The sequence below is a fragment of the Streptomyces sp. NPDC043870 genome (genome assembly GCF_056435785.1).
This window is the reverse complement of the sequence record NZ_JBWKDT010000001.1, coordinates 224631-250334: the sequence shown is the minus strand read 5'-3', so window position 1 is coordinate 250334 and position 25704 is coordinate 224631. Positions and strand designations below refer to the sequence as shown.

General features: G+C 72.5%; 25 protein-coding genes and 1 pseudogene. 20 read left to right on the top strand and 6 right to left on the bottom strand.

What is annotated here, in order from left to right:
- The first annotated feature begins 184 nt into the window (after positions 1 to 184).
- Positions 185 to 1903, top strand: a complete 1719-nt coding sequence (locus AC0699_RS01165; protein ID WP_478654119.1) for a hypothetical protein — start codon at positions 185 to 187, stop codon at positions 1901 to 1903.
- Positions 1900 to 3096, top strand: coding sequence for a type VII secretion-associated serine protease mycosin (gene mycP / locus AC0699_RS01160; RefSeq protein WP_478654117.1), 1197 nt, complete (start codon positions 1900 to 1902; stop codon positions 3094 to 3096). The genes AC0699_RS01165 and mycP overlap by 4 nt, the downstream gene beginning before the upstream one ends.
- A gap of 15 nt (positions 3097 to 3111) precedes the next feature.
- Here mycP and AC0699_RS01155 read toward each other — a convergent pair whose 3' ends face one another.
- Positions 3112 to 3729, bottom strand: coding sequence for a serine hydrolase (locus AC0699_RS01155; RefSeq protein ID WP_478654114.1), 618 nt, complete (start codon positions 3727 to 3729; stop codon positions 3112 to 3114).
- Between the two features lie 23 nt (positions 3730 to 3752).
- On the opposite strand from AC0699_RS01155, the gene AC0699_RS01150 reads away from it, so the two are divergent.
- From AC0699_RS01150 to AC0699_RS01095, 12 genes are all read left to right on the top strand, one after another.
- On the top strand, positions 3753 to 4484 hold the full coding sequence (locus tag AC0699_RS01150) for an SseB family protein (protein ID WP_478654112.1): 732 nt from the start codon (positions 3753 to 3755) through the stop codon (positions 4482 to 4484).
- A gap of 24 nt (positions 4485 to 4508) precedes the next feature.
- Positions 4509 to 4886 (top strand): DUF1844 domain-containing protein, encoded by a 378-nt coding sequence (locus tag AC0699_RS01145; protein ID WP_453668890.1) that lies wholly within the window; start codon positions 4509 to 4511, stop codon positions 4884 to 4886.
- Positions 4887 to 5289: 403 nt separating this feature from the next.
- Positions 5290 to 5955 carry a translation initiation factor IF-3 gene (gene infC, locus AC0699_RS01140; RefSeq protein WP_478654110.1) on the top strand — a complete coding sequence of 222 codons (666 nt, stop codon included), beginning with the start codon at positions 5290 to 5292 and terminating at the stop codon, positions 5953 to 5955.
- A 104-nt stretch (positions 5956 to 6059) separates the two neighbouring features.
- Complete coding sequence (rpmI, locus tag AC0699_RS01135) at positions 6060 to 6254, top strand: 50S ribosomal protein L35 (RefSeq protein WP_478654108.1); 195 nt, start codon at positions 6060 to 6062, stop codon at positions 6252 to 6254.
- A gap of 105 nt (positions 6255 to 6359) precedes the next feature.
- Positions 6360 to 6746 (top strand): 50S ribosomal protein L20, encoded by a 387-nt coding sequence (gene rplT, locus AC0699_RS01130; protein WP_066950970.1) that lies wholly within the window; start codon positions 6360 to 6362, stop codon positions 6744 to 6746.
- Between the two features lie 160 nt (positions 6747 to 6906).
- Positions 6907 to 7755, top strand: coding sequence for a TrmH family RNA methyltransferase (locus tag AC0699_RS01125; protein ID WP_478654106.1), 849 nt, complete (start codon positions 6907 to 6909; stop codon positions 7753 to 7755).
- Between the two features lie 96 nt (positions 7756 to 7851).
- Positions 7852 to 8973, top strand: coding sequence for a sensor histidine kinase (locus AC0699_RS01120; protein WP_478654103.1), 1122 nt, complete (start codon positions 7852 to 7854; stop codon positions 8971 to 8973).
- 126 nt (positions 8974 to 9099) lie between these two features.
- A complete protein-coding gene (gene pheS / locus AC0699_RS01115) occupies positions 9100 to 10224 on the top strand; it encodes a phenylalanine--tRNA ligase subunit alpha (protein WP_478654101.1) in 1125 nt (374 codons plus the stop codon).
- Positions 10224 to 12752: a phenylalanine--tRNA ligase subunit beta gene (gene pheT / locus AC0699_RS01110; RefSeq protein ID WP_478654099.1), complete on the top strand. Its 2529-nt coding sequence runs from the start codon at positions 10224 to 10226 to the stop codon at positions 12750 to 12752. The genes pheS and pheT overlap by 1 nt, the downstream gene beginning before the upstream one ends.
- Before the next feature lie 315 nt (positions 12753 to 13067).
- Positions 13068 to 14126, top strand: coding sequence for a PP2C family protein-serine/threonine phosphatase (locus AC0699_RS01105; protein ID WP_478654612.1), 1059 nt, complete (start codon positions 13068 to 13070; stop codon positions 14124 to 14126).
- Between the two features lie 266 nt (positions 14127 to 14392).
- Positions 14393 to 15733, top strand: coding sequence for a transcriptional regulator (locus AC0699_RS01100; protein ID WP_478654096.1), 1341 nt, complete (start codon positions 14393 to 14395; stop codon positions 15731 to 15733).
- A gap of 91 nt (positions 15734 to 15824) precedes the next feature.
- Positions 15825 to 16355 (top strand): NUDIX hydrolase, encoded by a 531-nt coding sequence (locus AC0699_RS01095; protein WP_478654093.1) that lies wholly within the window; start codon positions 15825 to 15827, stop codon positions 16353 to 16355.
- Between the two features lie 28 nt (positions 16356 to 16383).
- Here AC0699_RS01095 and AC0699_RS01090 read toward each other — a convergent pair whose 3' ends face one another.
- On the bottom strand, positions 16384 to 16641 hold the full coding sequence (locus AC0699_RS01090) for a hypothetical protein (protein WP_453664743.1): 258 nt from the start codon (positions 16639 to 16641) through the stop codon (positions 16384 to 16386).
- Between the two features lie 155 nt (positions 16642 to 16796).
- Positions 16797 to 17657, bottom strand: coding sequence for a 3-hydroxybutyryl-CoA dehydrogenase (locus tag AC0699_RS01085; RefSeq protein ID WP_453664762.1), 861 nt, complete (start codon positions 17655 to 17657; stop codon positions 16797 to 16799).
- A 195-nt stretch (positions 17658 to 17852) separates the two neighbouring features.
- On the opposite strand from AC0699_RS01085, the gene AC0699_RS01080 reads away from it, so the two are divergent.
- Positions 17853 to 19097: a glycoside hydrolase family 10-like protein gene (locus AC0699_RS01080; protein WP_478654608.1), complete on the top strand. Its 1245-nt coding sequence runs from the start codon at positions 17853 to 17855 to the stop codon at positions 19095 to 19097.
- 8 nt (positions 19098 to 19105) lie between these two features.
- Here AC0699_RS01080 and AC0699_RS01075 read toward each other — a convergent pair whose 3' ends face one another.
- Entirely contained in the window at positions 19106 to 19300 is a 195-nt protein-coding gene (locus AC0699_RS01075) for a DUF1918 domain-containing protein (RefSeq protein ID WP_453664747.1), read from the bottom strand.
- A gap of 72 nt (positions 19301 to 19372) precedes the next feature.
- Positions 19373 to 20488, bottom strand: coding sequence for a DMT family transporter (locus tag AC0699_RS01070; protein WP_478654090.1), 1116 nt, complete (start codon positions 20486 to 20488; stop codon positions 19373 to 19375).
- On the opposite strand from AC0699_RS01070, the gene AC0699_RS01065 reads away from it, so the two are divergent.
- The 3 genes and pseudogenes from AC0699_RS01065 (at position 20487) to AC0699_RS01055 (ending at position 22861) form a co-directional block, all read left to right on the top strand.
- Entirely contained in the window at positions 20487 to 21923 is a 1437-nt protein-coding gene (locus AC0699_RS01065) for an aminotransferase-like domain-containing protein (RefSeq protein WP_478654087.1), read from the top strand. The genes AC0699_RS01070 and AC0699_RS01065 overlap by 2 nt on opposite strands.
- Positions 21924 to 22044: 121 nt before the next feature.
- A pseudogene (locus AC0699_RS01060) lies at positions 22045 to 22224 on the top strand (GNAT family N-acetyltransferase); the annotation flags it as partial.
- Positions 22225 to 22285: 61 nt separating this feature from the next.
- Positions 22286 to 22861 carry a histidine phosphatase family protein gene (locus tag AC0699_RS01055; RefSeq protein ID WP_478654084.1) on the top strand — a complete coding sequence of 192 codons (576 nt, stop codon included), beginning with the start codon at positions 22286 to 22288 and terminating at the stop codon, positions 22859 to 22861.
- Between the two features lie 138 nt (positions 22862 to 22999).
- Here AC0699_RS01055 and AC0699_RS01050 read toward each other — a convergent pair whose 3' ends face one another.
- Positions 23000 to 23794 (bottom strand): ArsR/SmtB family transcription factor, encoded by a 795-nt coding sequence (locus tag AC0699_RS01050; protein WP_478654606.1) that lies wholly within the window; start codon positions 23792 to 23794, stop codon positions 23000 to 23002.
- Positions 23795 to 24039: 245 nt separating this feature from the next.
- Here AC0699_RS01050 and AC0699_RS01045 point away from each other — a divergent pair, with 245 nt between their 5' ends.
- A complete protein-coding gene (locus AC0699_RS01045) occupies positions 24040 to 24396 on the top strand; it encodes a YciI family protein (protein ID WP_478654082.1) in 357 nt (118 codons plus the stop codon).
- A gap of 7 nt (positions 24397 to 24403) precedes the next feature.
- Positions 24404 to 25621: an RNA polymerase sigma factor gene (locus AC0699_RS01040; RefSeq protein WP_478654080.1), complete on the top strand. Its 1218-nt coding sequence runs from the start codon at positions 24404 to 24406 to the stop codon at positions 25619 to 25621.
- Positions 25622 to 25704 lie beyond the last annotated feature (83 nt).

Genomic DNA, 25704 nt, shown 5'->3' with positions numbered 1-25704 from the left:
CGAGCTTGCCAGAGTGATCTACCGGAGGGTAGGGGGACGTTCTGCTACAGATCCCCCGGGGCCTGCGGTCCCGTTCCCGTTCGGCGTACTCGAACCCGTAGAGTGACGCAGACACGGTGACGAACGGGCCTGCCCCGAAAGGCGATCCGGCGGCGATACGAGACCGAGGAAACGGGGGGGGCGGATGAGCACCGAAGCGCAGCGCCCGCCAGTGCCGCCGCGCCCGTCCCGGATCACGGAACTACTGCTCCAGCCGGACGGTCCGGTGCCGCCGCCCACGCCCGCCGAGACGACGACCCGGCTGCGCCCGATCACGGACGCCACTCCCGCACCGCAGGCCACGCCCACTGTGCCCGGCTCGCGCCCGGCGGACCCCGGTGCATCGCGAGCCGGGGCCGCCGACGCCGCGTCGGACACGGGGGCCGTGCCGGACCGGCGGGCGTCGGGGAGCGTTCCCGCATCCCCTGGAGCCCAGGTACCGCAAGCGCCCCGGACCCCCCGGATACCGCACGCACCGCAGGGGGCCGTCTCCGCGCCGGACGACATGCCGGACGACGCACCGGCCGCCATGCCGGACGCACCGGCCGCCAAGCCGGACGACGCACCGGTCCGTCGCCCGGGCGGTCCGGCGACCCGGGCCGTGCCTCCGCGCCCGGCCGGCCCGCCACCCACGTCCGCGGCGGCCGCGTCCGGTACGGGCGCCGGGCCCCTGCCGCCGGAGGACCCGCCGCGCGCGGGGCAGGGAGTACCCGGGCAGCGCCCCCACGCCCCGGAATCCGGGCGCCTCGCACCGCCGTCGCCGGTGCCCGAGGGCGGCTCGGCAGGACCGGCGCCCAGGGCCGCGGCAGCCATACCTCCGCGCCCGTCGGATCCGCCGCGCGTCGGGCCGTCGTCCGCGCACCCGGACTCCGCCGCGGCGCCTGCGGCTCCCCTCCCGCCGGGACGGCCGCCCGCGGCTCCCCTCCCGCCGGAGCAGCGGCCCGGGGCCGGGACGGCAGGCTCCGCCCGGACGTGGACGCCCCCCGGCGCGCAGCCAGGGTTCCCCGGTGCACGCACGCCGTACCCCGGCGTGCCGCCCCGGCCGTACGTGAACGCCTTCCCCGAGACGCCCACGGAGATCACCACACGCCTGCGGCCGATCCGTACCCGCCACCCCGCGCGGACCGCCGCGGCCGTGGCCTGCGTCGTCCTCGGGCTCGGGCTGATCGGCGGCGCGGTCACCGGGAGTTGGCTCACCGGCGACTCGTCCGCCTCACCGGCCGCCCGTACGGGCTACGCCGAGACCCGCGCCCTCTGGCACAGCGCCCCCGTCGACAGCCTGTTCCCGCGCACCCTCAAGGGCGAGGGCGCGGGGCCCGGCGGCGCGGACCGGGTCTGGACCCGGACAGCGGTCGCCCCGGACGGCCCGTGCGCGGGCGCGCTCGATCCGCTGCTGAGCAAGACGCTTCAGCCGGTCGGCTGCCTGCGCGTGCTCCGGGCGACGTACACAGACGCCACGTCCTCCGCGGTCACCACGGTCGGCATGGTGTTCACGGAGGCGGACCGCTCCTCGATGGCCGCCCTGCGTACCCGGTTCGCCGACGAGGGCCTGGACGAGCGGACCGACCTCTTGCCCCGGACCTACGCGGTCCCCGGCACCGTCGCCGCGGGCTTCGGCGACAGGCAGCGGGCCAGCTGGACGGTCAGCGTCCTCACGGACGCGCCGGTCGTCGTGTACGCCGTCTCCGGCTTCGCCGACGGGCGCGCGGTCACCGACCCGCAGCCCGCCGCGGAGGCGATGGCCTCCGGCGCTGTCTCCGCCCCCGCCCAGGCGGGCCTCGGCCACGAGGCCAAGGGCATCGCCGACCGCATCGAACGTGCGCTGCGCAAGACAGCCACTCCGGCCCCGGAGCGTCCCGAATGACCGCTCACCCTCTGCGCGTCCGCCGCACGACGCCCCGGCGGCTGGCCGGGGCCGTCGCCGCGGCCGTCGCGCTCTCGCTCGTCTCGTCCGCGCCCGCGCAGGCCGACGGGATCCGGGCCCGTCAGTGGGCGCTCGACGCCATGCACACCGACGAGGCGTGGCAGACCACCAAGGGCAAGGGCATCACCGTCGCGGTGCTCGACACGGGCGTCGACGACAGTCACCCCGACCTGACGGGCAGCGTGCTTCCGACCAAGGACCTCATCGGGTTCGGGGCGAAGCGCGGCGACCGGGCCTGGGCCCGGCACGGCACGGCGATGGCCGGGATCATCGCGGGGCACGGGCACGGCCCGGGGCGGGAGGACGGGGTCCTCGGGATCGCGCCGGAGGCGAAGATTCTTCCCATCCGGGTGATCCTCGAAGGCACCGATCCCGCCCGCGCCAAGGCCCGCAGCTCCCGCGGCACCGCCCTCGCCCAGGGCATCCGCTGGGCCGCCGACCACGGTGCCGACGTCATCAACCTCTCCCTCGGCGACGACAGCGAGTCCGCGCACCCCGACGCGAGCGAGGACGCCGCGGTCCAGTACGCCCTCGCCAAGGGCGCCGTCGTCGTCGCGTCCGCAGGCAACGGTGGCGAGAAGGGCGACCACATCTCGTACCCGGCGGCCTACCCCGGCGTCATCGCGGTCGCCGCCGTCGACCGCTTCGGCACCCACGCGTCCTTCTCCACCCGCCGCTGGTACGCCACGGTCAGCGCCCCCGGCGTCGATGTCGTCATCGCCGACCCGGACCGGCGCTACTACGAGGGCTGGGGTACGAGTGCGGCATCGGCGTTCGTCTCCGGCGCCGTCGCGCTCGTACGCGCCGCGCACCCCGCCCTCACCCCCGACCGGATCAAGCGGCTTCTCGCGGACACCGCGCGCGGCGGCCCGAAGAGCGGACGCGACGACGCCAAGGGGTACGGCATCGTCGACCCGGCCGCTGCGATCGAAGAGGGCGGCGAGCCGGTCCCGGCCGACGCGAAGGCCGCGTCGGCCCCCGGCTATCGCGCGCGGTACTTCGGCAGCGGCCCGGCCGCCGCGGACACCGGCGACGGCCCGGGCGGCTGGCTCGCCCCCGTCACCGGCGGCCTCGGCGCCCTCCTGCTCGCCGCGGCGGTCGTCCTCTGGCGCGGCGACCGCCGCCGGACCTGACGGCGGACGGGCGGCTCACAGCCTCCCCGCCGCCGCGCGTGCCTCCGCCTCCACGCGCGCGATCCCCGCGGCCAGTGTCGGATGCCCGTCGGAGAGCACCGCGAGGAGCAGTCCTCCGGCCCTCCCCACCGAGTGGACCGCCCACAGCCCGGTGTCCCGCTCCGGCAGCCAGCCGTTCTTCAGCGCCCAGTCCCCGCCGGCCGCCGACACCCCCCAGTCCTGCCCCGGCACGACCCGGCCCATCAGCCGCTCCATGTACGGAAAGGCGCCGCCGAACACCACGCGCAGCAGCGCGAGCTGGTCCCGAGCCGTGGTCCGCGTCAGTCCCCACGCCCGGTCCGCCCGCGTGTCGACGAGGCCCAGCCGGGCATGCGCGGTGTCCAGCCCGGAGGGCCCGCCGACCGTCTCCCACAGCGCCGTCGCCGCGTCGTTGTCGCTCCGCTCGATCATCGCCTCCGCGTACGACCGCTCTCGCCCGCTCAGCGCACGCCCCTCGTCCTCCGCCCGGAGCAGCAGCGCGGCCAGGATGGAGACCTTCACGACGCTCGCGCTGACGTACGACCGCCCGGCGCCGTGGACCGCGCTCCGACCGGTCTCAGGATCGAGCACGGCGACCGAGACACAGGCACTCATACCGGGGAGGTTAGGCTCGTCGCGTGGCGCTCAAGAACATTCCCGACTCCGGTTTCTCCGACGACGACGGCACCGCCGACCCGGCCCTGGAAGCGGCCCTCGCCGCCTGGGCCGAGGACAGGACCGCCGAGCAGCCGGTACTCGAAGCACTCAGGAGCGCCCGGCTCCTCGTCCCCGTCGTCGCCGTGCTCGGTGAGATCGAGGAGGACGAGAAGGGTTTGCGCCGCGAGAAGACGAGCGACATGGCCGTGCCCACGCTGACCGCCGGGGACCGGCGGGCGCTCCCGGCCTTCACGTCGATCGCCTCGCTGGCCCTGTGGGACCCGCAGGCCAGGCCCGTCGCCGTACCGCTGCACCAGGCGCTCCGAGCCGCCGCCCATGAGAAGGCGGACACCCTGGTCCTGGACCTGGCGGGCCCGGTGCCGTACCAGCTGACCGGCCGGGCGCTGCTCGCCCTCGCCGAGGGCCGCACGAACACCGACCCGCTGGCCGACCCGGCCGTCACGGACGCGGTACGGGCCGTGCTCGCCGCCGAGCCCGCGGTGCTCCGCGCCCACCTCGGCCGTGGCACCGCCGACGGCACCCTCGCCCTCGTCCTCGCCGCGGGCGTGGTCCCCGGCGAGGCGGCCCAGCGCGTCGCCCGCGCGCTCGCGGCGGACGAGACGCTGAGGGCCCGCCTGGTGAGGGGACTCGACCTGGCGCTGCTGCCGGCCGGGGCCGTGCCTCCCGGTGAGCCCCTGTACGTACGGCCGTAGGGGCCACCGCATATCGTGTGCTCCATGAGTGACGCGACCCCCACCCCTGACACCCCCGGCGATGTGTCTCCCGACTTCGACGCCATGACCCGCGACATCGCGGAGGTCCCCGCCGTCGAGGTGATCGTCACGGTCGCGGTGAACCTGATGAGCGCCGCCGCGGTGAAGCTCGGTCTCACCGAGGACGGCGAGAAGCACAAGGACCTGGACGAGGCCCGCAAGCTGGTGCACGCGCTGGCCGGGCTGCTCGACGCCGGTGCCACGGAGATCAGCTCCTTCCACGCGGCGCCGCTGCGCGACGGGCTGAAGTCGCTGCAGCTGGCGTTCCGCGAGGCGTCGATCGTGCCCGACGAGCCGGGCCAGGGCCCGGGCGAGAAGTACACGGGCCCGGTCTTCGGCTGAGCCCCGGCGTGCCGCGGCCCGCCGAGCTCGGGCCGCGGGCCGTAGCGCGGCGAACCGCGAGGCCCGAGGCTCCGTGAGGTCCGCGCACCCGCGAGGCCCGCGCCACCGGTACCGCCTCGGTTAGCCCCTTCCGCCCGGAGCTGCTAACCTTGTGTAACGACCGGTCGGACACGCATGTGCCCGACCCACAAGTGGAGGCTCCGATCTCCCACCTGGCCGCTCTCACGGGCGGCGGGTCACCGGTCAGGCGGCGCCCATCGTTCCGTACGGACGATGGAGCCGTCCGAACAGCGCCCCGCGGTTGACCGCGGCGGTGTTCCGGTATTCCGCGGAGCCCCGCCTGTGTCCCGTCCGGGGCATTTTTCATGTACCGGCGCGGTTGGTCCAAGGAAACAGACGTTGCGTGGCTGTCCGCCAGACGGCCGCGTGGTGCTACCGAGGAGGATCCATCAGCACCGAGCCCCGCATCAACGACCGGATTCGCGTTCCCGAGGTGCGACTTGTCGGTCCCAGCGGCGAGCAGGTCGGGATTGTTCCGCTTGCCAAGGCCCTGGAGCTCGCGCAGGAGTACGACCTGGACTTGGTCGAGGTCGCGGCTTCGGCCCGGCCGCCGGTCTGCAAGCTCATGGACTACGGCAAGTTCAAGTACGAGTCGGCCATGAAGGCCCGTGAGGCGCGCAAGAACCAGGCGCACACGGTCATCAAGGAAATGAAGCTCCGGCCGAAGATCGACCCGCACGACTATGACACCAAGAAGGGTCACGTCGTCCGGTTCCTCAAGCAGGGCGACAAGGTCAAGATCACGATCATGTTCCGTGGTCGCGAGCAGTCCCGGCCGGAGCTCGGCTACCGGCTGCTGCAGCGGCTCGCGGAGGACGTCCAGGACCTCGGTTTCGTCGAGTCGAACCCGAAGCAGGACGGCCGCAACATGATCATGGTTCTCGGTCCGCACAAGAAGAAGACCGAGGCGATGGCCGAGGCCCGCGAGGCGCAGGCCGCCCGCAAGGCGGAGCGCCAGGGTCAGTCCGCCCCTGCGGCGGACTCCGCCGAGGAGCCCGCCGAGGCCTGATTCCGGGACAACCGTCCTGGACATCAACCGATACACATGACGCTTTCGCCTGCCGGTTTACGGACCGGCGACGGAAGCGCCACTGACGAGGAGAGAACGGCGCGATGCCGAAGAACAAGACGCACAGCGGTGCCAAGAAGCGCTTCAAGATCACCGGCTCCGGCAAGGTGCTGCGTGAGCGCGCCGGCAAGCGCCACCTGCTCGAGCGCAAGTCGTCCAAGCTGACGCGTCGCCTCACCGGCAACGCCGAGATGGCCCCGGGTGACACCGCCAAGATCAAGAAGATGCTGGGCATCTGATTGATTTCGTGCCCCCGGTTGACGGGGGCGACCGGGCAAGACCGGGACCAATTCGTTTCCGGGCCGTGTGAGGACAACCACGGCCCCGCTACAAGGAGTTAACAAGTGGCACGCGTCAAGCGGGCAGTCAACGCCCACAAGAAGCGCCGGGCGATCCTCGAGCAGGCCAGCGGCTACCGCGGTCAGCGTTCGCGCCTGTACCGCAAGGCCAAGGAGCAGGTCACCCACTCCCTGGTCTACAACTACAACGACCGCAAGAAGCGCAAGGGCGACTTCCGTCAGCTGTGGATCCAGCGCATCAACGCCGCTGCCCGCGCCAACGGCATCACCTACAACCGCTTCATCCAGGGTCTGAAGGCCGCCAACGTCGAGGTGGACCGCAAGATCCTCGCCGAGCTCGCGGTGAACGACGCGGGCGCCTTCGCCGCGCTCGTCGAGGTCGCCCAGAAGGCGCTCCCGAGCGACGTGAACGCCCCGAAGGCCGCGGCCTGACGGTCGCGTCCAGCCGGACAGCCCCGGACCCGCAGGCCCCTGGCCTGCGGGTCCGCGTGCGTCCTGCCCCAGGTACCGCCCGCCTTCGGAGCCCGGCCCGAAGGGCGAGCCGAGTCGACACCGTGCGCCTCGCGCGCAGCAAGAGAAGTGAGTGCACCTCATGCGCACCCCCGAGCTGATCTCCCCGCGGTCTCCGCGTGTCGTCGCCGCGCGGCGGCTCGCCAAGCGGAACTTCCGCTCCAAGGACCGGCGGTTCATCGCCGAGGGGCCGCAGGCCGTGCGGGAGGCCGTGGAGCACCGGGGCGACGACGGCGAGCCCACGCTGCTCGAGCTCTTCACCACCGTCGAGGCCGCCGAGCGGTACGCGGACATCGTGGAGGCCGCCCGTGCCACGGGGGCCCGGATCCACTACGCCCCCGACACCGTGCTGGCCGAGGTCTCCCAGACCGTGACGCCGCAGGGGCTCGTCGGGGTCTGCCGGTTCCTCGACTCGCCGTTCGAGGACATCCTCGCCGCCCGGCCCAGGCTCGTGGCCGTCCTCGCGCACGTACGCGACCCCGGGAACGCGGGCACGGTGCTGCGCTGTGCCGATGCCGCGGGCGCCGACGCAGTCGTGCTCACCGACGCCTCCGTGGACCTCTACAACCCGAAGTCGGTCCGGGCATCGGTCGGTTCGCTGTTCCATCTGCCCGTCACCGTCGGCGTACCCGTCGAGCAGGCCGTCAGCGGACTGAAGGGCGCCGGCGTCAGGATCCTCGCCGCGGACGGGGCCGGTGAGGACGACCTGGACGCCGAGCTCGACGCGGGCACCATGGGCGGACCGACGGCGTGGATCTTCGGCAACGAGGCCTGGGGGCTGCCCGAGGAGACCCGCGCGCTCGCGGACGCGGTCGTGCGGGTGCCCATCCACGGCAAGGCCGAGAGCCTCAATCTGGCGACGGCCGCGGCCGTGTGCCTCTACGCCTCCGCGCGCGCCCAGCGCACCCCCGGCGGCTGCCGGGCGGCGTGACCCCCGGCCCGCGCAGGGTGTCGCTCTGTCACCGACGACTAGTAGGGTGACCAATTCGGGGACCCACTGCACTGGTTCGAGAGGTGGGGTACGGGGATGGCTGTCGGCACAAGTAGACCGTCGGAGGCGCACATCGCCTTCGCGGGTCCCTCCATGGACGTCGCAGGCCTGGGCATCGACCCCGACGACCTTCCCGACGGTCTCGTCGTCGCCGACGAGACCGGCCGGGTGATCTGCTTCAACGCCGCGGCCGAGCGCATCACCGCGACCCCCGGCGCCGAGGCCCTCGGCCGGCCGCTGGAGCACGCGCTGCCCCTGGAGGACCTCAAGGGCCGCCGCTGGTGGACCCTGACCGACCCGTACGGTGGCCTCGCCACGCGCATCGGCCAGCCCGAGCGGAATCTGCTGCTCCCCGGCGGCCGCGAGGTCCTCGTCTCCGTCCGCTACGTACGCGACGCACCCACGGGCCCCGTCCGCCGCGTCGTGATCAGCCTGCGCGGCACCGAGGCGAGGCGCCGCACCGAGCGCAGCCACGCCGAGCTGATCGCCACCGTCGCCCATGAGCTGCGCTCACCGCTGACCTCCGTCAAGGGCTTCACGGCCACCCTCCTCGCCAAATGGGAGCGCTTCACCGACGACCAGAAGCGGCTCATGCTGGAGACCGTCGACGCCGACGCCAACCGTGTCACGCGGCTCATCGCCGAGCTCCTCGACATCTCCCGTATCGACTCCGGCCGTCTCGAGGTGCGCCGCCAGCCAGTCGACATCGCGGCCGCCGTCGGCCGTCACATCCAGGCGCACACCGCCCGGGGCCAGTCCCCGGACCGCTTCTTCGTCCGTATCCACCACCGGCTCCCCGATCTGTGGGCCGACCCCGACAAGATCGACCAGGTCCTCGGCAACCTGCTCGAAAATGCGGTGCGCCACGGCGAGGGAACGGTCACCATCGAGGTGTCACCAGCGCCCGGCAAGAACGACGAGAAGGGAACGGCCGTCACCGTGAGCGACGAAGGCCCCGGCATCCCCGAGGAGTCGATGGGCCGTGTCTTCACCCGCTTCTGGCGGGGAAGCAAGCGCGGAGGCACCGGTCTCGGCCTGTACATCGTCAAAGGCATCGTCGAGGCGCACGGTGGGACGATCACCGTCGGCCGCGGCCCCGGCGGCGGCGCGGAATTCCGATTTACGTTGCCCGTGGGCGCTCCCGCCTATCTCACCTGATAGGCACCCCGGCAGCCCACGGGCTCATTCGCGTACCTTCACCCCGCTAGACTCGACCTTTGGCACCTTTGCGTCCTCGGTCGTCGAGCGGGGGCTCCAGCCACCCCATCGGAAGCACGGGAAGAGATGTCGGCACCCAATAAGTCGTACGACCCTGTCGAGGTCGAGGCACTGAAACCGGAAGAGATCGAGCGCATGCGGGACGAGGCGCTCGCCGCCTTCGCCGCCGCCGGCGACCTCGAAGCGCTCCACGAGGCGAAGATCGCGCAGACCGGCCCCACCTCGCCGCTCGCGCTCGCCAACCGGGAGATCGGCGCCCTGCCGCCGCACGCCAAGGCCGACGCTGGCAAGCGTGTGGGCCAGGCCCGCGGTGCCGTCAACAAGGCCCTGGCCGCCCGCCAGGCCGAGCTGGAGGCGGAGCGTGACGCCCGGGTGCTGGTCGAGGAGGCCGTGGATGTCACGCTGCCCCACGACCGCGTACCGGCCGGCGCCCGCCACCCCCTGACCACGCTCTCGGAGCGCATCGAGGACATCTTCGTGGCCATGGGCTACGAGGTGGCCGAGGGCCCCGAGGTCGAGACCGAGTGGCTGAACTTCGACGCGCTGAACATCGCGGCGGACCACCCCGCCCGCGGCGAGCACGACACGTTCTTCGTGCAGGGCGCGGACGGAAGCGGCAGTTCGGGCGTCGTCATGCGCACCCACACCTCGCCGGTGCAGGTCCGCTCGATGCTGGACCGCGAGCCGCCGCTGTACGTGATCTGCCCCGGCCGCGTGTACCGCACGGACGATCTGGACGCCACCCACACCCCGGTCTTCCACCAGGTCGAGCTGCTCGCCGTCGACGAGGGCCTCACCATGGCCGACCTCAAGGGCACCCTGGACCACATGGTCCGGGCGCTCTTCGGCGGCGAGGGCATGAAGACCCGGCTCCGGCCGAACTTCTTCCCGTTCACCGAGCCGTCCGCCGAGATGGACATGGTCTGTTACGTGTGCCGCGGCGAGTCCGTCGGCAACCCGGACCGGCCCTGCCGCACCTGCTCCAGCGAGGGCTGGATCGAGCTCGGCGGCTGCGGGATGGTCAACCCGAAGGTGCTCGTCGCCTGCGGTGTCGACCCGGAGAAGTACAGCGGATTCGCCTTCGGGTTCGGCATCGAGCGGATGCTGATGTTCCGCCACAACGTCGAAGACATGCGAGACATGGTCGAGGGTGACATCCGGTTCACCCGGCCGTTCGGGATGGAGATCTGATGCGGATCCCGCTTTCTTGGCTGCGGGAGTACGTCGACCTGCCGGTGACGGAGACCGGCCGTGACGTACAGACCAAGCTCATCGCGGCCGGCCTCGAGGTCGAGACCGTCGAGCAGCTCGGCACCGGGCTCAAGGGCCCCCTCGTCGTGGGCCAGGTGCTCACCGTCGAGGAGCTGACCGAGTTCAAGAAGCCCATCCGCTTCTGCACCGTCGACGTCGGCCAGGCCAACGGCACGGGCGAGCCGCAGGAGATCATCTGCGGCGCCCGGAACTTCGCGGTCGGCGACAAGGTCGTCGTCGCGCTGCCCGGCGCGGTCCTGCCCGGCGACTTCCAGATCGCCGAGCGCAAGACGTACGGCCGGGTGTCCCGCGGCATGATCTGCTCCGGCGACGAGCTGGGCATGGGCGACGACGGCTCCCACGGCATCATCGTGCTGCCGCCGCAGCACGAGGTCGGCATCGACGCCACCGAGCTGCTGGAGCTGTTCGACGAGGTCCTCGACATCGCCGTCACGCCCGACCGCGGCTACTGCCTGTCGCTGCGCGGCGTCGCCCGTGAGGCCGCTATCGCGTACGGTCTGCCGCTGCGCGACCCGGCGCTGCTCGACGTCCCCGCACCGAACTCGTTCGGTTACGAAGTGCAGATCGCGGACCCGGTCGGCTGCGACCGCTTCACCGCGCGCACCGTCGTGGGCCTCGACCCGGAGGCCCGCTCCCCGATCTGGCTGCAGCGCCGCCTCCAGAAGGCCGGCATGCGCCCGATCTCGCTCGCCGTCGACATCACCAACTACGTGATGCTGGAGCTCGGCCAGCCGCTGCACGCGTACGACCGCACCCGTCTCGACGGGCCGATCGGTGTGCGCCGCGCCGAGCAGGGCGAGAAGCTGATCACCCTCGACGGCACCAAGCGCGTCCTGGACGCCGAGGACCTGGTCATCACCGACAACCGCGGGCCGATCGGCCTCGCGGGCGTCATGGGCGGAGCCAACACGGAGATCGCCGACTCCGAGACCGACCCGGAGACCGGCGAGGTCCGCGGCACCACCGAAGTCGTCATCGAGGCCGCGCACTTCGACACGGTCTCCATCGCCCGCACCGCGCGCCGCCACAAGCTGTCCTCCGAGGCGTCCAAGCGCTTCGAGCGGGGCGTCGACCCGCAGGCCGCCGCCGCTGCCGCGCAGCGCACGGTCGACCTGCTGGTGCTGCTCGCGGGCGGCACCGCCGAGGCCGGCGTCACCGAGATCATCGCGCCGTCCGCGCCGCGTACGGTCACGATGCGGGCCGACCACCCCGACCGTGTCGCCGGTGTCGGCTACGGCCGCGAGACCGTCGTCCGCCGCCTCCAGGAGGTCGGCTGCGACGTCTACGGCCAGGACGAGCTCGTCGTCACCGTCCCGTCGTGGCGCCCCGACCTGCACGCGCCGAACGACCTCGCGGAAGAGGTCATCCGGCTGGAGGGCTACGAGAACCTGCCCTCCACGCTGCCGACCCCGCCGTCCGGCCGCGGTCTCACCGCCCGCCAGCGGCTGCACCGGCGCGCCGGCCGTGCGCTGGCCGGAGCCGGCTTCGTCGAGGCGCTGAACTACCCGTTCATCGGCGAGGGCGTCCTCGACCAGCTCGGCCTGGACGCCGACGACCCGCGGCGCGCCGTCGTCACGCTGGTCAACCCGATCTCCGACGAGGAGCCGGCGCTGCGCACCACGCTGCTGCCCGGTCTGCTCGCCGCGCTGCGGCGCAACGTGGGCCGCGGCGCAGGCGACCTGGCCCTCTTCGAGACGGGTCTGGTCTTCCGGCCGACCGGTGAGGAGACGGTCCCGGGCGTGCTGCCCGTCGACCGCCGTCCCACCGACGAGGAGATCGCCGTGCTGAACGCGGCGCTGCCGCGTCAGCCGCGCCGCGCCGCCACCGTTCTGGCGGGCGCCCGCGAGCAGGCCGGCTGGTGGGGCGCCGGACGCCCGGCCGACTGGGCCGACGCCGTCGAGTCCGCCCGTACGGTCGCACGCGAGGCGGGCGTCGCGCTGACCGTCCGCTCCGACCAGCACGCGCCGTGGCACCCGGGCCGCTGCGCCGCGCTGTACGCCACCGTGAACGGTGAGGAGACCCTCGTCGGCCACGCGGGCGAGCTGCACCCGCGCGTCATCAAGGCGCTCGGACTGCCGGAGCGCACCTGCGCGATGGAGGTCGAGCTGGACCTGCTGGAGCAGGCCGGCGAGGGTGCCCTCCAGGCGCCGCGGATCTCCACGTTCCCGGTGGCCACGCAGGACGTCGCGCTGATCGTCTCCTCCGACGTTCCCGCCGCGGACGTCGAGAAGGTGCTGCGCGAGGGAGCCGGTGAACTGCTGGAGTCCATCCGGCTGTTCGACGTCTTCACCGGCGAGCAGATCGGCGCGGGCAAGAAGTCGCTCGCGTACGCGCTGCGGTTCCGCGCCGCGGACCGCACGCTGACCGTCGAGGAGGCCTCGGCCGCCCGCGACGCCGCGATCGCGCTTGCCGCCGAGCGCACGGGAGCGGTGCTGCGCGGGGCGTGAGCCTGCGGCCCGGCGAGATTGAGGCAAAGGGGCGTACCCGGAACTGTTCCGTGTTCCGGGTACGCCCCCTTCGCCACGCCGGCGCGGGGTTCCGCCCCCTTCACCCCCATCTCACTCATTCGGGTGAGAAGTACGGATGACCTTCCCTGGCATGCCCGGACGATCGAAAGAATCGTCCCGGCCGTAGGGGTCGGCCTGCGCGCCGGACGGGCCTAAGAGGGGGCCAGCGGCATGACGCGAGACAGGCCACGAGTGCACATCGCCACATGGCTGCACCGGCAGGTTGCCGCGGCGCGAGCCGTCTGGCGGCGCCGGATGCCGCGGGCGCCCGCGCGGGCGCGGCGCGTGATGCCGTTCGTGCTGCCGGGTGCGTGGGGCGCCGCGGCCACCGTGTGGCGCCTGGCGTGCCCGATCTCGCAGCAGGACGGGATGGGTGCGCGCATCGCCACCAGCGCCGTTTTCCTCGCCGTCGGCGGCGTGCTGGTCTACGGGGTGTGGCGCGGCCCGGCCCGTGAGCTGAAGCGGGTGCGGAAGATCGCGCGCGTAGCCCAGGAGGTGCTGCTCCGGCCGCTGCCGGCGCGGCTCGACGGTCTCGCCGTCGCCGCCGGACAACTGTCCGCCTACCGCGGCGCGGCGGTCGGCGGCGATCTGTACGAGGCGGTGGCCACCCCGCACGGAGTGCGGGTCGTCATCGGTGACGTGCGCGGTCATGGCCTCGCCGCCGTCGGGGCGGCCGCCGCGGTGCTCGGCAGCTTCCGGGAGGCCGCGCACGACGAACCACGGCTCTGCGGCGTACTGGGCCGGCTGGACCGGGCCCTGCAACGGCATCTGCGGGAGCGGGCGCGGGACGAGCACCCCGCGGCAGGCGGGCCGGAGCCCGACTCGCCGTCGGCCGAGGAGTTCGTGACCGTACTGCTGCTGGAGATCCGGCCCGACGGCGCGATGCTCGCCGTCAACTGCGGCCATCCGTGGCCGTACCGGCTCCGGCGCGGCGCCAGCCGCCGACTGGCCCCCGGGCCGCCGCTGCCGCCCCTGGGTCTCTTTCCGCTGCCGGAGGGCATCCCCGTCCACCGCTGCGCGCCCCTGCTGCCGGGAGAGGCGCTGTTCCTGCACACGGACGGGGCCGAGGACGCGCGCGATGCCGACGGGAGGTTCTTCGGGCTGGAGGAGGTGCTCACGGAGACCGCTCTCGGCCCGCCCGCCCCGCCGGCCGCGCTGATCCACCGGGTGCACACGGCGCTGCTGCGCCACACACGCGGCCGGCTCACCGACGATGTGGCGCTGATGGTGCTCCGTAACGACGGGCTGCGGGTCCCGGCGCAGTCCGCAGAACCAGGGCTGCGCCGTTCCCGCCCGGAACCCTCCAATCGATAGAGAGGTAAGGGCCTTTCGCGGCCGGTGCCGCCCGCCCTGCCGCGGAGTGTCGGGCAGATCAGCAGGGCGGACGGCGGGGGGTGCGGGCCGCCGCACTGTACGAGGGGGAGCCCGGCGGCCCGGCCGCCTCTGTGAGAGGCATTTCAGTCAACCGGGGCACAGGGCACGGCGGCAGAGCGTGTGAGGCACAGATACGGGCACTTGGTTCACACCCCGTGCGAATCGGGCTCCACTAGTCTGGGTTCACCGAGCCAACGGAGGGGCACATGCAGCCCAATACTCTGCTCGACGCCCTGCTCGACGAGGCGGGCATCTCCCACGCGGGCCTCGCCGCCCACGTCAACCAGGCCGGCCGGGTGAGAGGCCTGGCACTCCGGTACGAACACACAGCCGTGGCACGCTGGTTGAAGGGCCAGCGGCCGCGAGGACAGGTGCCCGACCTGATCTGCGAGGTGCTCGCGGTGCGGCTGCACCGCGCGATCACCCTCGACGACATCGGTCTGGGACTGCCGGGGGAGACGTCCGTTCCGCATGGCTCGCCGCTCTCCGGCTTCGTGGAGCGTGCCACCGCGCTGTGGCGCTCCGACGAGCAGCAACGCCCGCACATCATCGGCGCACCGGCGGTCACGGGCACGCCCGCGGTGATGCCCGTCTGGGAGTGGGAGAACCCGCCGGAGGACACGGACGTCTCGCGCAGTGGCCAGACCCGGGTCAGCATGGCCGACATCAAGATGCTGCGGGCGGCCCGCGCACACTACGAGCTGATGTACCGGAAGGCCGGCGGTATCGCCACCCGCTCCCGGATCGTCGGCTTCCTCAACGCCGAAACGGCTCCGCTGCTGCGGGGCGCCTACAGCGATGCCCTCGGCCGCCAGTTGCACCGTGCGACGGGCGGACTGGTGGCCGTCGCGGGCATCTGTGCGTACGACTCCGACGCGCACGGACTGGCCCAGCGCTACTTCCATCAGGCACTGCGGCTGGCGAAGGCGAGCGGGGACCGGGGTCTTGGCGCGTACGTCATCGCACTGCTGGTCAACCAGTCGCTGTTCATGGGGGAGTACCGGCAGGCCGTGGCGTTCGCGGAGGCGGCGCTGCGGGCCGCCGGGCGGCAGATCACCCCGGCGCTCGCCGCCGATCTGTACGCGATGCAGGCGAAGGCGTACGCCCAGCTCGGCGACGGCAGCAGCGCGCTCGGCTGCATCCGGCGTGCCGAGGCCGAGGCGGAGCGGATCCGCCCCGGGCACGAGCCGGACGAAACGGGCTATGTACAGCCGGGGCTGGTGAACGTCCAGGTCGCGGAGGCACTGCTCAGCCTGGGAGATCTGACGGCGGCCCGCACGCACGCCGCGGCGGCCGCGGCGACCCCGGCGCACGACCGGGGCCGGGTCCACCGGCTGGCCATGCTCAGCCAGATCGAGCTCCGTCAGGGCGAGGCCGACCGGGCCGCGCGGACGGCGACGGAGATGGCCGAGCGCGCCAGGGGGATGGAGTCCCAGCGCCTCAGGGACCGACTGCGGTCGGTGCGCGAGCATCTGGTGACGAGCGGATGCACGCATGCGGAGGAGGCGGCCGAACTCATCGACGGGGACCTGCGCGTTCCCCTGTGACCGTTCTCCTGTGAGCCCCCGTGCGAGCGTTCCCCTCTGAACGCGCTCCTGCTGCGATATTGCCATCTACTTGTCGGAAGGTGGCAGAACTGTGCAGTGGACGAAATTAAGCGAGCAAACTGTCTATGAAAACCCCTGGTTCAGGGTCAACCTCGCAGACGTGGAGCTTCCGGACGGCCGGCACCTCGACCACTTCCTGATACGGCTCCGCCCGGTCGCCGTCGCGACCGCCGTCAACGAGGCCAATGAGGTGCTGATGCTGTGGCGGCACCGCTTCATCACCGACAGCTGGGGCTGGGAGCTCGCCGCGGGAGTCGTCGAGGACGGCGAGGACATCGCGTCCGCCGCGGCCCGCGAGATGGAGGAGGAGACCGGCTGGCGGCCGGGCCCCCTCCAGCATCTGCTGACGGTCGAGCCGTCCAACGGGCTCACCGACTCCCGGCACCATCTCTACTGGTCGGAGGAGGCCACGTACACCGGGCCCCCCGAGGACGACTTCGAGTCCTCGCGCCGCGAGTGGATTCCGCTCAAGCTGGTCCCGGACATGATCGCCCGCGGCGAGGTCCCGGCCGCCAACATGGCGGCCGGGCTGCTGATGCTGCACCATCTGCGGCTGGGCTGAGCCGGCCGGCCTGGTCCACAGGACCCCCTCAGTGGCCGACCGCCTGCCAGACCGCCACTGCCAGTGCGCCCAGCGCGGTGAGCGCGGCGACCGCGGGCAGGGGCCATTTGGTGTGCTCGAGCACCACGACGCGCGCGGCGAGATCGGTCAGATCCCGGTCGATCCGGTCATGGCGCTGGGCGAGCAGGGCGAGATGCCCGTCGATACGGGCGAGGCCGACGTCGAGAGAGCGGCGCAGCTCGGCGAACTCCTCGACGGCGGCTAAGTGATCGGGGTCGGTGGTCACGGATCGCTCCTCTTCGGAAAGTTGTCTGTGGTCCCTCGGTCGAGCGTTCCCGAGTCAACTCTCCCTGGTCGGAGCAAGGGAGCGTGTGCGCACGGCATATGCGGACACGCTCCTCACACCCCGTGTGAAACACCCGTGCCAAGCACCTGTGTGATTCAGGAGTACGAGTAGAAGCCGGATCCGGTCTTCCGGCCCAGCCGACCCGCGTCCACCATCCGCTGCAGCAGCGGAGGAGCGGCGTACAGCGGCTCCTTGAACTCGGCGTACATCGAGTCGGCGACCGAGGCGACCGTGTCCAGGCCGATCAGGTCCGACAGCTTCAGCGGACCCATCGGGTGGGCACAGCCCAGCTCCATGCCGTTGTCGATGTCCTCGCGGCTCGCGATGCCCGACTCGAACATCCGGATCGCCGAGAGCAGGTACGGGATGAGCAGCGCGTTCACCACGAAGCCCGAGCGGTCCTGGGCGCGGATGGCGTGCTTGCCCAGAGCCTGCTCGACCACGGCCTCGGAGCGCTTGATGGTCTCCTCGGACGTGGTCAGCGCCGGGATCAGCTCGACGAGCTTCTGCACGGGCGCCGGGTTGAAGAAGTGGATGCCGATGACCTGGTCCGGACGGGAGGTCGCGACGGCCAGTTTCACCAGCGGGATGGAGGAGGTGTTGGAGGCGAGGATGGCGTCCGGCCGGGTCACGACCTGGTCGAGGACCTGGAAGATCTCGGTCTTGACCTGCTCGTTCTCGACGACCGCCTCGATGACGAGATCGCGGTCGGCGAACTCCCCGAGGTCGGTGGTGAAGCTGAGACGGGCCAGCGCCGCGTCGCGCTCCTCCTCGGTGATCTTGCCGCGCTCGGCCGCCTTGGAGAGGGAGTTGTGCAGACGCGTACGGCCGATCTCCAGGGCCTCGCCGGTGGTCTCGGCGACCTTGACCTCGAGTCCGCTGCGGGCGCAGACCTCCGCGATACCGGCGCCCATCTGGCCACAGCCCACTACTCCGACGCGGGATACGTCGGCCACAGTGTCGGTCACATCGTGCCTTTCGCTGATCTTCAGTGCGGCAGGTCCCCCGTATGGTTCCGGCGCCCGCCTCGACCCCACGACGTTACTCCGCCGGTGCGTGTGGAGGAGGGGCCGGGGCGGGCATGCTGTGCGGGGACAGCGAGAAGGACGCGGCGTACTGCGGTGCGAAGGGGTCGGCAGATGACTCGGCGTATGAGGCAGATCACCAGAAGAGGACTCGTCACGGCCGCCGGCGCACTCGCCGCGCTGACCGTGACCGGGCGGGCGGAGGCGGCGCCGGCCCCGGCGGCGCGCGGCCGGCGCAGCTGCGCACAGGAGTTCCGCGGGATGTGGCTGGCCACGGTCGCCAACCGCGACTGGCCCTCCCGGCCCGGCCTGAGCGCGAGCCGGCAGCGCGCGGAGCTGCTGGCCTACCTCGACAAGGCGGTGGCCTGCCGGCTGAATACCGTGGTGTTCCAGGTGCGTCCGACCGCGGATGCCCTGTGGCCCTCGCCGTACGAGCCGTGGTCGCAGTATCTGACCGGCGTCCAGGGGCGGGATCCCGGGTGGGACCCGCTCGGCACAGCCGTGGCGGAGGCCCATGAGCGAGGCCTGGAGCTGCACGCGTGGTTCAACCCGTACCGGGTCGCCAACCACGCGGATCCGACGCGCCTCGCCAAGAACCACCCCGCGCGCCGGCACCCCGGATGGGTGCTTCCGTACGGGGGAAAGCTCTACTACAACCCGGGGCTCCCGGAGGTCAGGTCCTTCGTGCAGGACGCCATGCTCGACGCGGTCGAGAAGTACGAGATCGACGCCGTGCACTGGGACGACTATTTCTACCCGTACCCGGTGGCCGGGCAGGTCTTCGACGACGACGAGGCGTACGAGGAGTACGGCGGGGACTTCCCCGACAGGGCCTCGTGGCGGCGCAACAACATCGACCTGCTGGTGACCGAGACCGCCGACCGGATCAAGGAGATCAACGACCGGGTCCGCTTCGGCATCAGCCCGTTCGGGGTCTGGCGCAACGTGGCCACCGACCCACTCGGCTCCAACACGAGGGCGGGTGTCCAGACGTACGACGATCTGTACGCCGACACCCGGAAGTGGGTGCGCAAGGGGTGGATCGACTACGTCCTGCCACAGCTGTACTGGAACATCGGCCTGGCCGTGGCCGACTACGCGAAACTCGTGCCCTGGTGGAACAAGGTCGCGCGGGGCACCGGCGTCGACCTGTACATCGGCGAGGCCCTGTACAAGGCGGGCGATCCGGCGCAGCCCGCGGCCTGGCAGGACCCGGCCGAGCTGTCACGCCACCTCACACTCGCCTGCGACTACGCCCAGGTGCGCGGCCACTGCTTCTTCTCGGCGAAGGAGGTCGTCACGGACCGGATCGGGGCAATGGCCAGGGTCGTGGCCGATCACTATCCGACCCGGGTCCGGGCACGGCGCTGAGCTGCTGGTCAGTTGTGGTCGCGGTGGCGCACGACGGTGTCGGGACCCGGTGACATCAGGCACTCGTGACCGTCGTCCTCGAAGCGGACGCGGTAGGGCGGAGTGCCCTTGTCGCCCAGAACCTCAACGACTTCGGCGAGCCGGTCGTGCTGGCCGACGACCCGGCCGTGCACGAGCAGCTTGTCTCCCACACTCGCTTCCATCGGGCGTGACCTCCTTGAGGGGGGTGGTCGGTATTCCTGAGTCTACGTCCCGGGGTGTGACCCGTGTCACCTTCAGGCGTTCGCGCGCTGGGTGACGGCGATGCACACGAGCACGGCGACGGCGGCGAGCGGAGCGGCCGGGGAGAGCTGCTCGGAGAGCAGCAGCACCGACCAGACGAGGGTGAGCAGGGGCTGGGCGAGCTGGAGCTGGCTGGCCTTGGCGATGCCGATCGAGGCCATGCCCCGGTACCAGACGTAGAGCCCGAAGAAGGTCGATCCCGCGGCCACCCAGAGCAGGCCGATGACGCCGTGCGCGGTCAGCCGGACCGGTTCGGCCATCAGAGCGACGGCCGCGCCCACCAGGGCGAGCGGCAGGCACAGGATCAGGGCCCAGCCGATCACCTGCCAGCCCGGCATCACCCGGGCCAGCCGGCCGCCCTCGGTGTAGCCCGCGGCGCAGACCAGCAGCGCGCCGAAGAGACAGAGATCTCCGGTCGACAGTGCGCCGCCGCTCTCCCGCAGCGTGAACGCGATAACGACCGCGGCACCGGTGAGCGCGGCGGCCCAGAACGTCCGGGAGGGCCGCCGGCCCGTCCGTACGGCCGCGAAGGCGGCGGTCGTCAGCGGCAGCAGCCCGACCACCACGGCGGCGTGCGACGTGGTGGAGGTCTGCAACGCGAGGGTCGTCAGCAGCGGAAACCCCACGACCACGCCGCCTGCGACGACCGCGAGCGAACCCCAGTGGCGCCGCTCGGGGACCGGGACGCGCAGGGCCAGGAGGAACACCCCGGCGACGACCGCCGCGAGGACGCTGCGCACCGCCACGAGTGACCACGGCCCGAAGGACTCCAGGCCCCACACGGTGGACGGGAAGGTGAGGGAGAAGGAGACGACCCCGAGCGACGCGAGCAGCGTGCCGCCGCGGAGTGCCGCCCGGCCGCGCGCCCCGGCAACGGCCCGGCCGCCGACGGTATCCGGGCCGTCCGCCGTGCTCCGGCCGTCGCCTGCTGCCGGGCGGGCGGGAAGTGCCGGGCGGGCGGGAAGTGCCGGGCCGGCGACGAGTACCCGATCGGCGACGAGTGCCGGATCGGCGACGGGGGCCGGCTCGGTGGCCGCCGGCGCGCCGGGCTGGGCCGCATCGCCGACCGCTATCGTCCGGTTGGTAGTAGCGCTATCCTGTGCTCTCATGCAAGAGCGTAGCAGTGTGGGCGAACTGGCGAAATCGCTCAAACAGGAGCTGAACCGCTACTCGGTCGGCGAGAAGCTGCCGTCGAGCCGGGCCATCGTCGAGCGCTATCGCGTCTCCCCGGTCACCGTCTCCCGCGCCCTCGCGCAGCTCGCCGCCGAGGGTCTGGTCGTCACCCGGCCGGGTGCCGGCGCCTTCCGTGCGCAGCCGCGTACGGACACCGCGGTGCCCGGCGACACCTCCTGGCAGGAGGTCGCGCTCAGCGCGGACGCCGCCACCGAGCTGGTGCCGCGCGCCGTCGACGCGTCCGGGGTGCTGGTGACGCTCGCCGCCCCGCGGTCGGGCGTCATCGAGTTCAACGGCGGCTATCTGCACTCCGCCCTCCAGCCCGAGCAGGCGATGGCCGCCGCGCTCGCGCGGGCCGGCCGCAGGCCAGGGGCCTGGGGCCGGCCACCGGCCGACGGGCTGCCCGAGCTGCGCGAATGGTTCGCACGCGGCATCGGCCCCGGTGTCACTGCCGCCGAGGTGCTGGTGACCGCGGGCGGCCAGCCCGCTCTCACCACCGCACTGCGCGCCCTCGCCCCGCCCGGGGTCCCCGTGCTCGTCGAATCGCCCACCTACCCGGGCATGCTGGCCATCGCGCGCGCCGCAGGACTGCGCCCCGTGCCGGTGCCGGTCGACCCTCAGGGCGTGCGCCCCGAGCTCCTCGACGCCGCTTTCCGGGCCACCGGTGCCCGGGTCTTCGTCTCCCAGCCGCTCTACCAGAACCCGACCGGCGCCGTGCTCGCCCCCGGACGCCGCACCGAGGTGCTGCGGATCGCCCGCGCCGCCGGTGCGTTCGTCATCGAGGACGACTTCGCCCGCCGCCTCGCCCACGACGATGCGGGCGCCCTCCCCTCCCCGCTCGCCGCAGACGACCCCGACGGTGTCGTCGTCCACGTCTGCTCGCTCACGAAGGCCACTTCGCCGAGCCTGCGCGTCGGCGCCCTCGTCGCCCGCGGCCCCGTCCTCGAACGCCTCCGCGCCATCCATGTCGTCGACAACTTCTTCGTCCCCCGTCCCCTCCAGGAAGCAGCTCTCGAACTCGTCGGCTCCCCTGCCTGGAGCCGCCATCTCCGTGCCGTCGCCGCCGAGTTGAAGGCGCGACGCGACACCATGACCGCCGGGCTCCGCCTGCACCTCCCCGAACTCGTCCTCCCGCACATCCCCTCCGGCGGCTATCACCTGTGGCTCCGCCTCCCCGACGGCACCGACGAATCCGCCCTCGTCTCCGCCGCCCTCCGCGCGGGCGTCGCCGTGGCCCCCGGCCGCCCGTACTTCAGCGCCGAGCCCCCGGCGGGACACGTCCGGATGAGCTTTGCGGGCGTCGCGGGCGCGGCGGAGATCGCGGAGGGGGTGCGGAGGCTGCGTACCGCCTGCGACGAGGTCCTGGGGTGATGCCAGGGCCTGTCCGGCGGATCTCGCCGGGCTCGTCGGCGGCCGGGCGGCGGGACGCTTCCACAGCGGAACTCCGCCGCGGCGAGCAGCTCCGGGGTGATCCGGACCCCGGTCAGCCGCTCGGCGAAGGCGCGGCAAGGGGCTCGGCACCACACTCGTCGAGGCCGTCAGGGACCATCTCGCCCCGCTCGGGCTGCGGCGGATCCTGCTGGCCACCGCCGACGCCCACGGGGTTTACGAGAGGGCCGGATTCGCACCGCTCAGCGATCCGGGGAAGTGGATGGCCTTCGGCCTTCAGTGAACGTCATTAACGGTCAGTAACCACTCTTGACCTGGGGCGCGTCCGGCATCACGATCCCGCCATGAGTGTTCGGGTCACCCTGGTCGCCGCCGCGCGCTGCTCCTCCCGGCTGGCCGAGCGCTTCGACGACGACCGGCCGCTGGACCTGGCCGGCTGGCATGACGTGCAGCTCGCCGCGCACGCGCTCGTACCTCTGGGCGCGGCCGAGCTGCGCTACTGCTCGCCGACCGCCCGCAGCCGCGCCACCGCCGACGCGCTCGGCTACGCCCCGCTGGCGCAGCCCGCGCTGAGCGACTGCGACATGGGCCGGTGGCGTGGCTTCACGCTCGCCGAGGTGGCGGCGAGGGAGCCGGCCGCGGTCGACGCCTGGCTCGCCGACCCGCGCTCCGCGCCGCACGGCGGTGAGCCGCTGCTGGGGTTCATCACCCGGATAGGGGGCTGGCTGGACACTCGTCCCGTCGATGACGGGAGTTCCGTCCTCGCCGTCGCCGAACCCGCGGTCGTACGGGCCGCGCTCGTGTACGCACTGAAGGCGCCGCCCGCCACGTACTGGAACGTGGACGTCAGGCCGCTGTCCACCGTCGTCCTGACCGGCAGGGCGGGCCGCTGGAACCTGCGCCTGGAGACCGGCGCCTGAGCGTGCTCGCCCGGCCCGTCCACGCCGCACCGAGGAGCCGCAGGGCGCCGCGAGCCCGGCAAGATCCGGCCCGGCACGTCCGGCCCGGCGAGATCCGGCCCGGTACGTCCGGCCCGGCAAGATCCACCGGACAGGGCCCTATGCCGGCTCCGGCAGGGTCTCGCCCGTCTCCAGCAGTGTCTTGAGGCTGGACAGGATCGCGGGCCAGCCGCCGCTGACGGCCTCCAGCAGCGTGCTCCCGGGCTCGAAGCCGTCGTGCACGACCGTCAGCTTGACCATCTCCCCGACCGGCTCGATCTCGAACGTCACCTTCGACCGGGGCTCCTCGGTCACCTTGGCCATGACTTCCTCGCTCAGGCCGCAGGACCTGGCGAACTCCGGGGTGAAGGTGTGCCAGGTGTAGGACAGGCGCCGGAAGGGCTCGGATTCGAGCACGACCTGCTCGGGATCGGCCATCGTCGCGCCGAACTGCTCCCAGGTCATCCGCGAACCCGCCTGCCACTCGGATGTGAACGTCACCCCCCAGTAGCGGCGGGTGAAGGCCGGGTCGGTCAGCGCCTGCCAGAGCCGCTCGGGCGTGGTCTTGATGTAGGTGGTGTAGACGAATGCGGGGTTGTCGCTCATGGGTTCTCGCTCCAATGCGGCCTTCAGGTCGGCGAGGGCGTGCACGCGCTCGCGGTCGTACTGGCTGATCCAGCGCTCGGCGATGGCGTTGATCGGCACGGCGTTGAGGTAGTGCAGCTTCTCCCGGCCACTGCGTACGGTCGTCACCAGATTCGCCGCCTCCAGCACCGCCAGGTGCTTGCTCACGGACTGCCGGGCCATGTCCAGGCCGGCGCACAGCTCCCGCAGGCTCTGTCCGTTCCGGGCGTTCAGGCTGTCGAGCAGCCGGCGCCGGCTCGCGTCGGCCAGCGCCTTGAACACGTCGTCCATCTCGTGCCATCCCCCGAACATGCAGCTCATCGGCTGCATGAAATATAGGCAGCCGTCTGGCTGCACGTCAACGCGCGGTCGACACGGCCAAGCGGCCACCGCGGTCAGCGCGGGAAACGCAGTCATCGCGCGGAATCAGCGGGAATCCGTCCTGTTCCGGGTGTCGATCCGGGCCGGGCCCGTTCGTATAGAGGGTGAGAAGCCGGAACGAAGCGGAGCCGGCGGTCACGGCAAGGAGAAGCGCCATGAAGCAGTACCTGCTCAGCATCTACCAGCCCGACGGGGACCCGCCGCCGCCCGAGTTCCTCGAACCGGTCATGCGGGACCTCGAAGGCCTGAACGCCGAGATGAGGGAGGCCGGCGCCTGGGTGTTCGCGGGGGGTCTCCACCCGCCGGGCACGGCCACCGTGCTGCGCGTGAAGGACGACGAGGTGCTCATGACCGACGGTCCGTACGTCGAGGGCAAGGAGCACATCGGCGGGTTCACGGTGATCCGGGCGGCCGATCTCGACGCCGCGCTCGAATGGGGCCGCAGGTACGCCCGCGTGCTCGCCCCCCTGTCGATCGAGGTCAGGCCGCTGGAGCACGGAAGCTGCGGGTGACGTCGGGATGCCGGAGGTGTCGGCGGCGGACGTGGAGCGCGTGTTCCGCGAGGAGTACGGGCGCGCTGTCGCCGTCCTGGTCCGCGTCTTCGGCGACATCGACGTCGCCGAGGAGGCGGTCCAGGACGCCTTCACCACGGCGGTCGAGCGCTGGCCCTCCAGCGGGCTGCCGCCGAGCCCGGCGGGCTGGATCATCACCACCGCCCGCAACCGGGCGGTCGACCGCCTCCGCCGTGAGGCGTCCCGCACGGACCGGCACGCCCGGGCCGCCCTGCTGCACGCCCCCGAAGAACCGGCCGAGGAGGGACCCGTGCGCGACGACCGGCTGCGCCTGGTCTTCACCTGCTGCCACCCTGCCCTCGCCCCCGCCGCCCAGGTCGCGCTGACCCTCCGGCTCATCGGTGGGCTCAGCACCGCGGAGATCGCCCGCGCCTTCCTCGTGGCCGAGCCGGCCATGGCCCAGCGGCTGGTCCGGGCCAAGGGCAAGATCCGCGACGCGGGGATCCCGTACCGGGTGCCCGCCGATGCCGACCTCCCGGACCGCCTCCGGGCGGTACTCGCCGTCGTCTACCTCATCTTCAACGAGGGCTACGCGGCCGGCTCGGGCGAAGAGCTCGTCCGCGAGGACCTCTGCGCGGAAGCCATCCGCCTCGGGCGGCTCCTGTACGAACTCATGCCCGACGAGCCGGAGGCCGCGGGGCTGCTCGCCCTCATGCTGCTCATCGACTCACGCCGCGCCGCCCGCACCACGCCGGACGGCGGACTCGTGCTGCTCGCCGATCAGGACCGTGGCCGATGGGACCGCGGCCTGATCGCCGAAGGCCAGGCCCTCGTCCGGCAATGCCTGCGCCGCAACCGGCCAGGGCCCTACCAGATCCAGGCGGCCGTCAACGCCGTCCACAGCGACGCGCCGACCGCCGCCGCCACCGACTGGCGGCAGATCCTGCGGCTCTACGACCAGCTCCACGCGATCGCCCCGACCCCGGTGGTCGCGCTCAACCGCGCGGTCGCGGTGGCCGAGGTCGAAGGGCCCGAGGCGGCACTCACCCTCGTGGACGGCCTCGGGCTCGACACGTACTACGTCTTCCATGCCGTCCGGGCCGATCTGCTGCGCCGCCTGGGCCGCGACGCGGAGGCGGCGCGCGCGTACGAGGCTGCCATCGCGCATGCCGGCAACGCGGCCGAGCGCGACTTCCTGGAGCGCGCCCGTCGCGCACTCACCTGACGTGGCCGGGGCCAGGCCCGGTGGGGCCGGGAGCCTCATTGCATAAAACTGCGCTACAGCGTATAGTCATGCCATCAACGAGG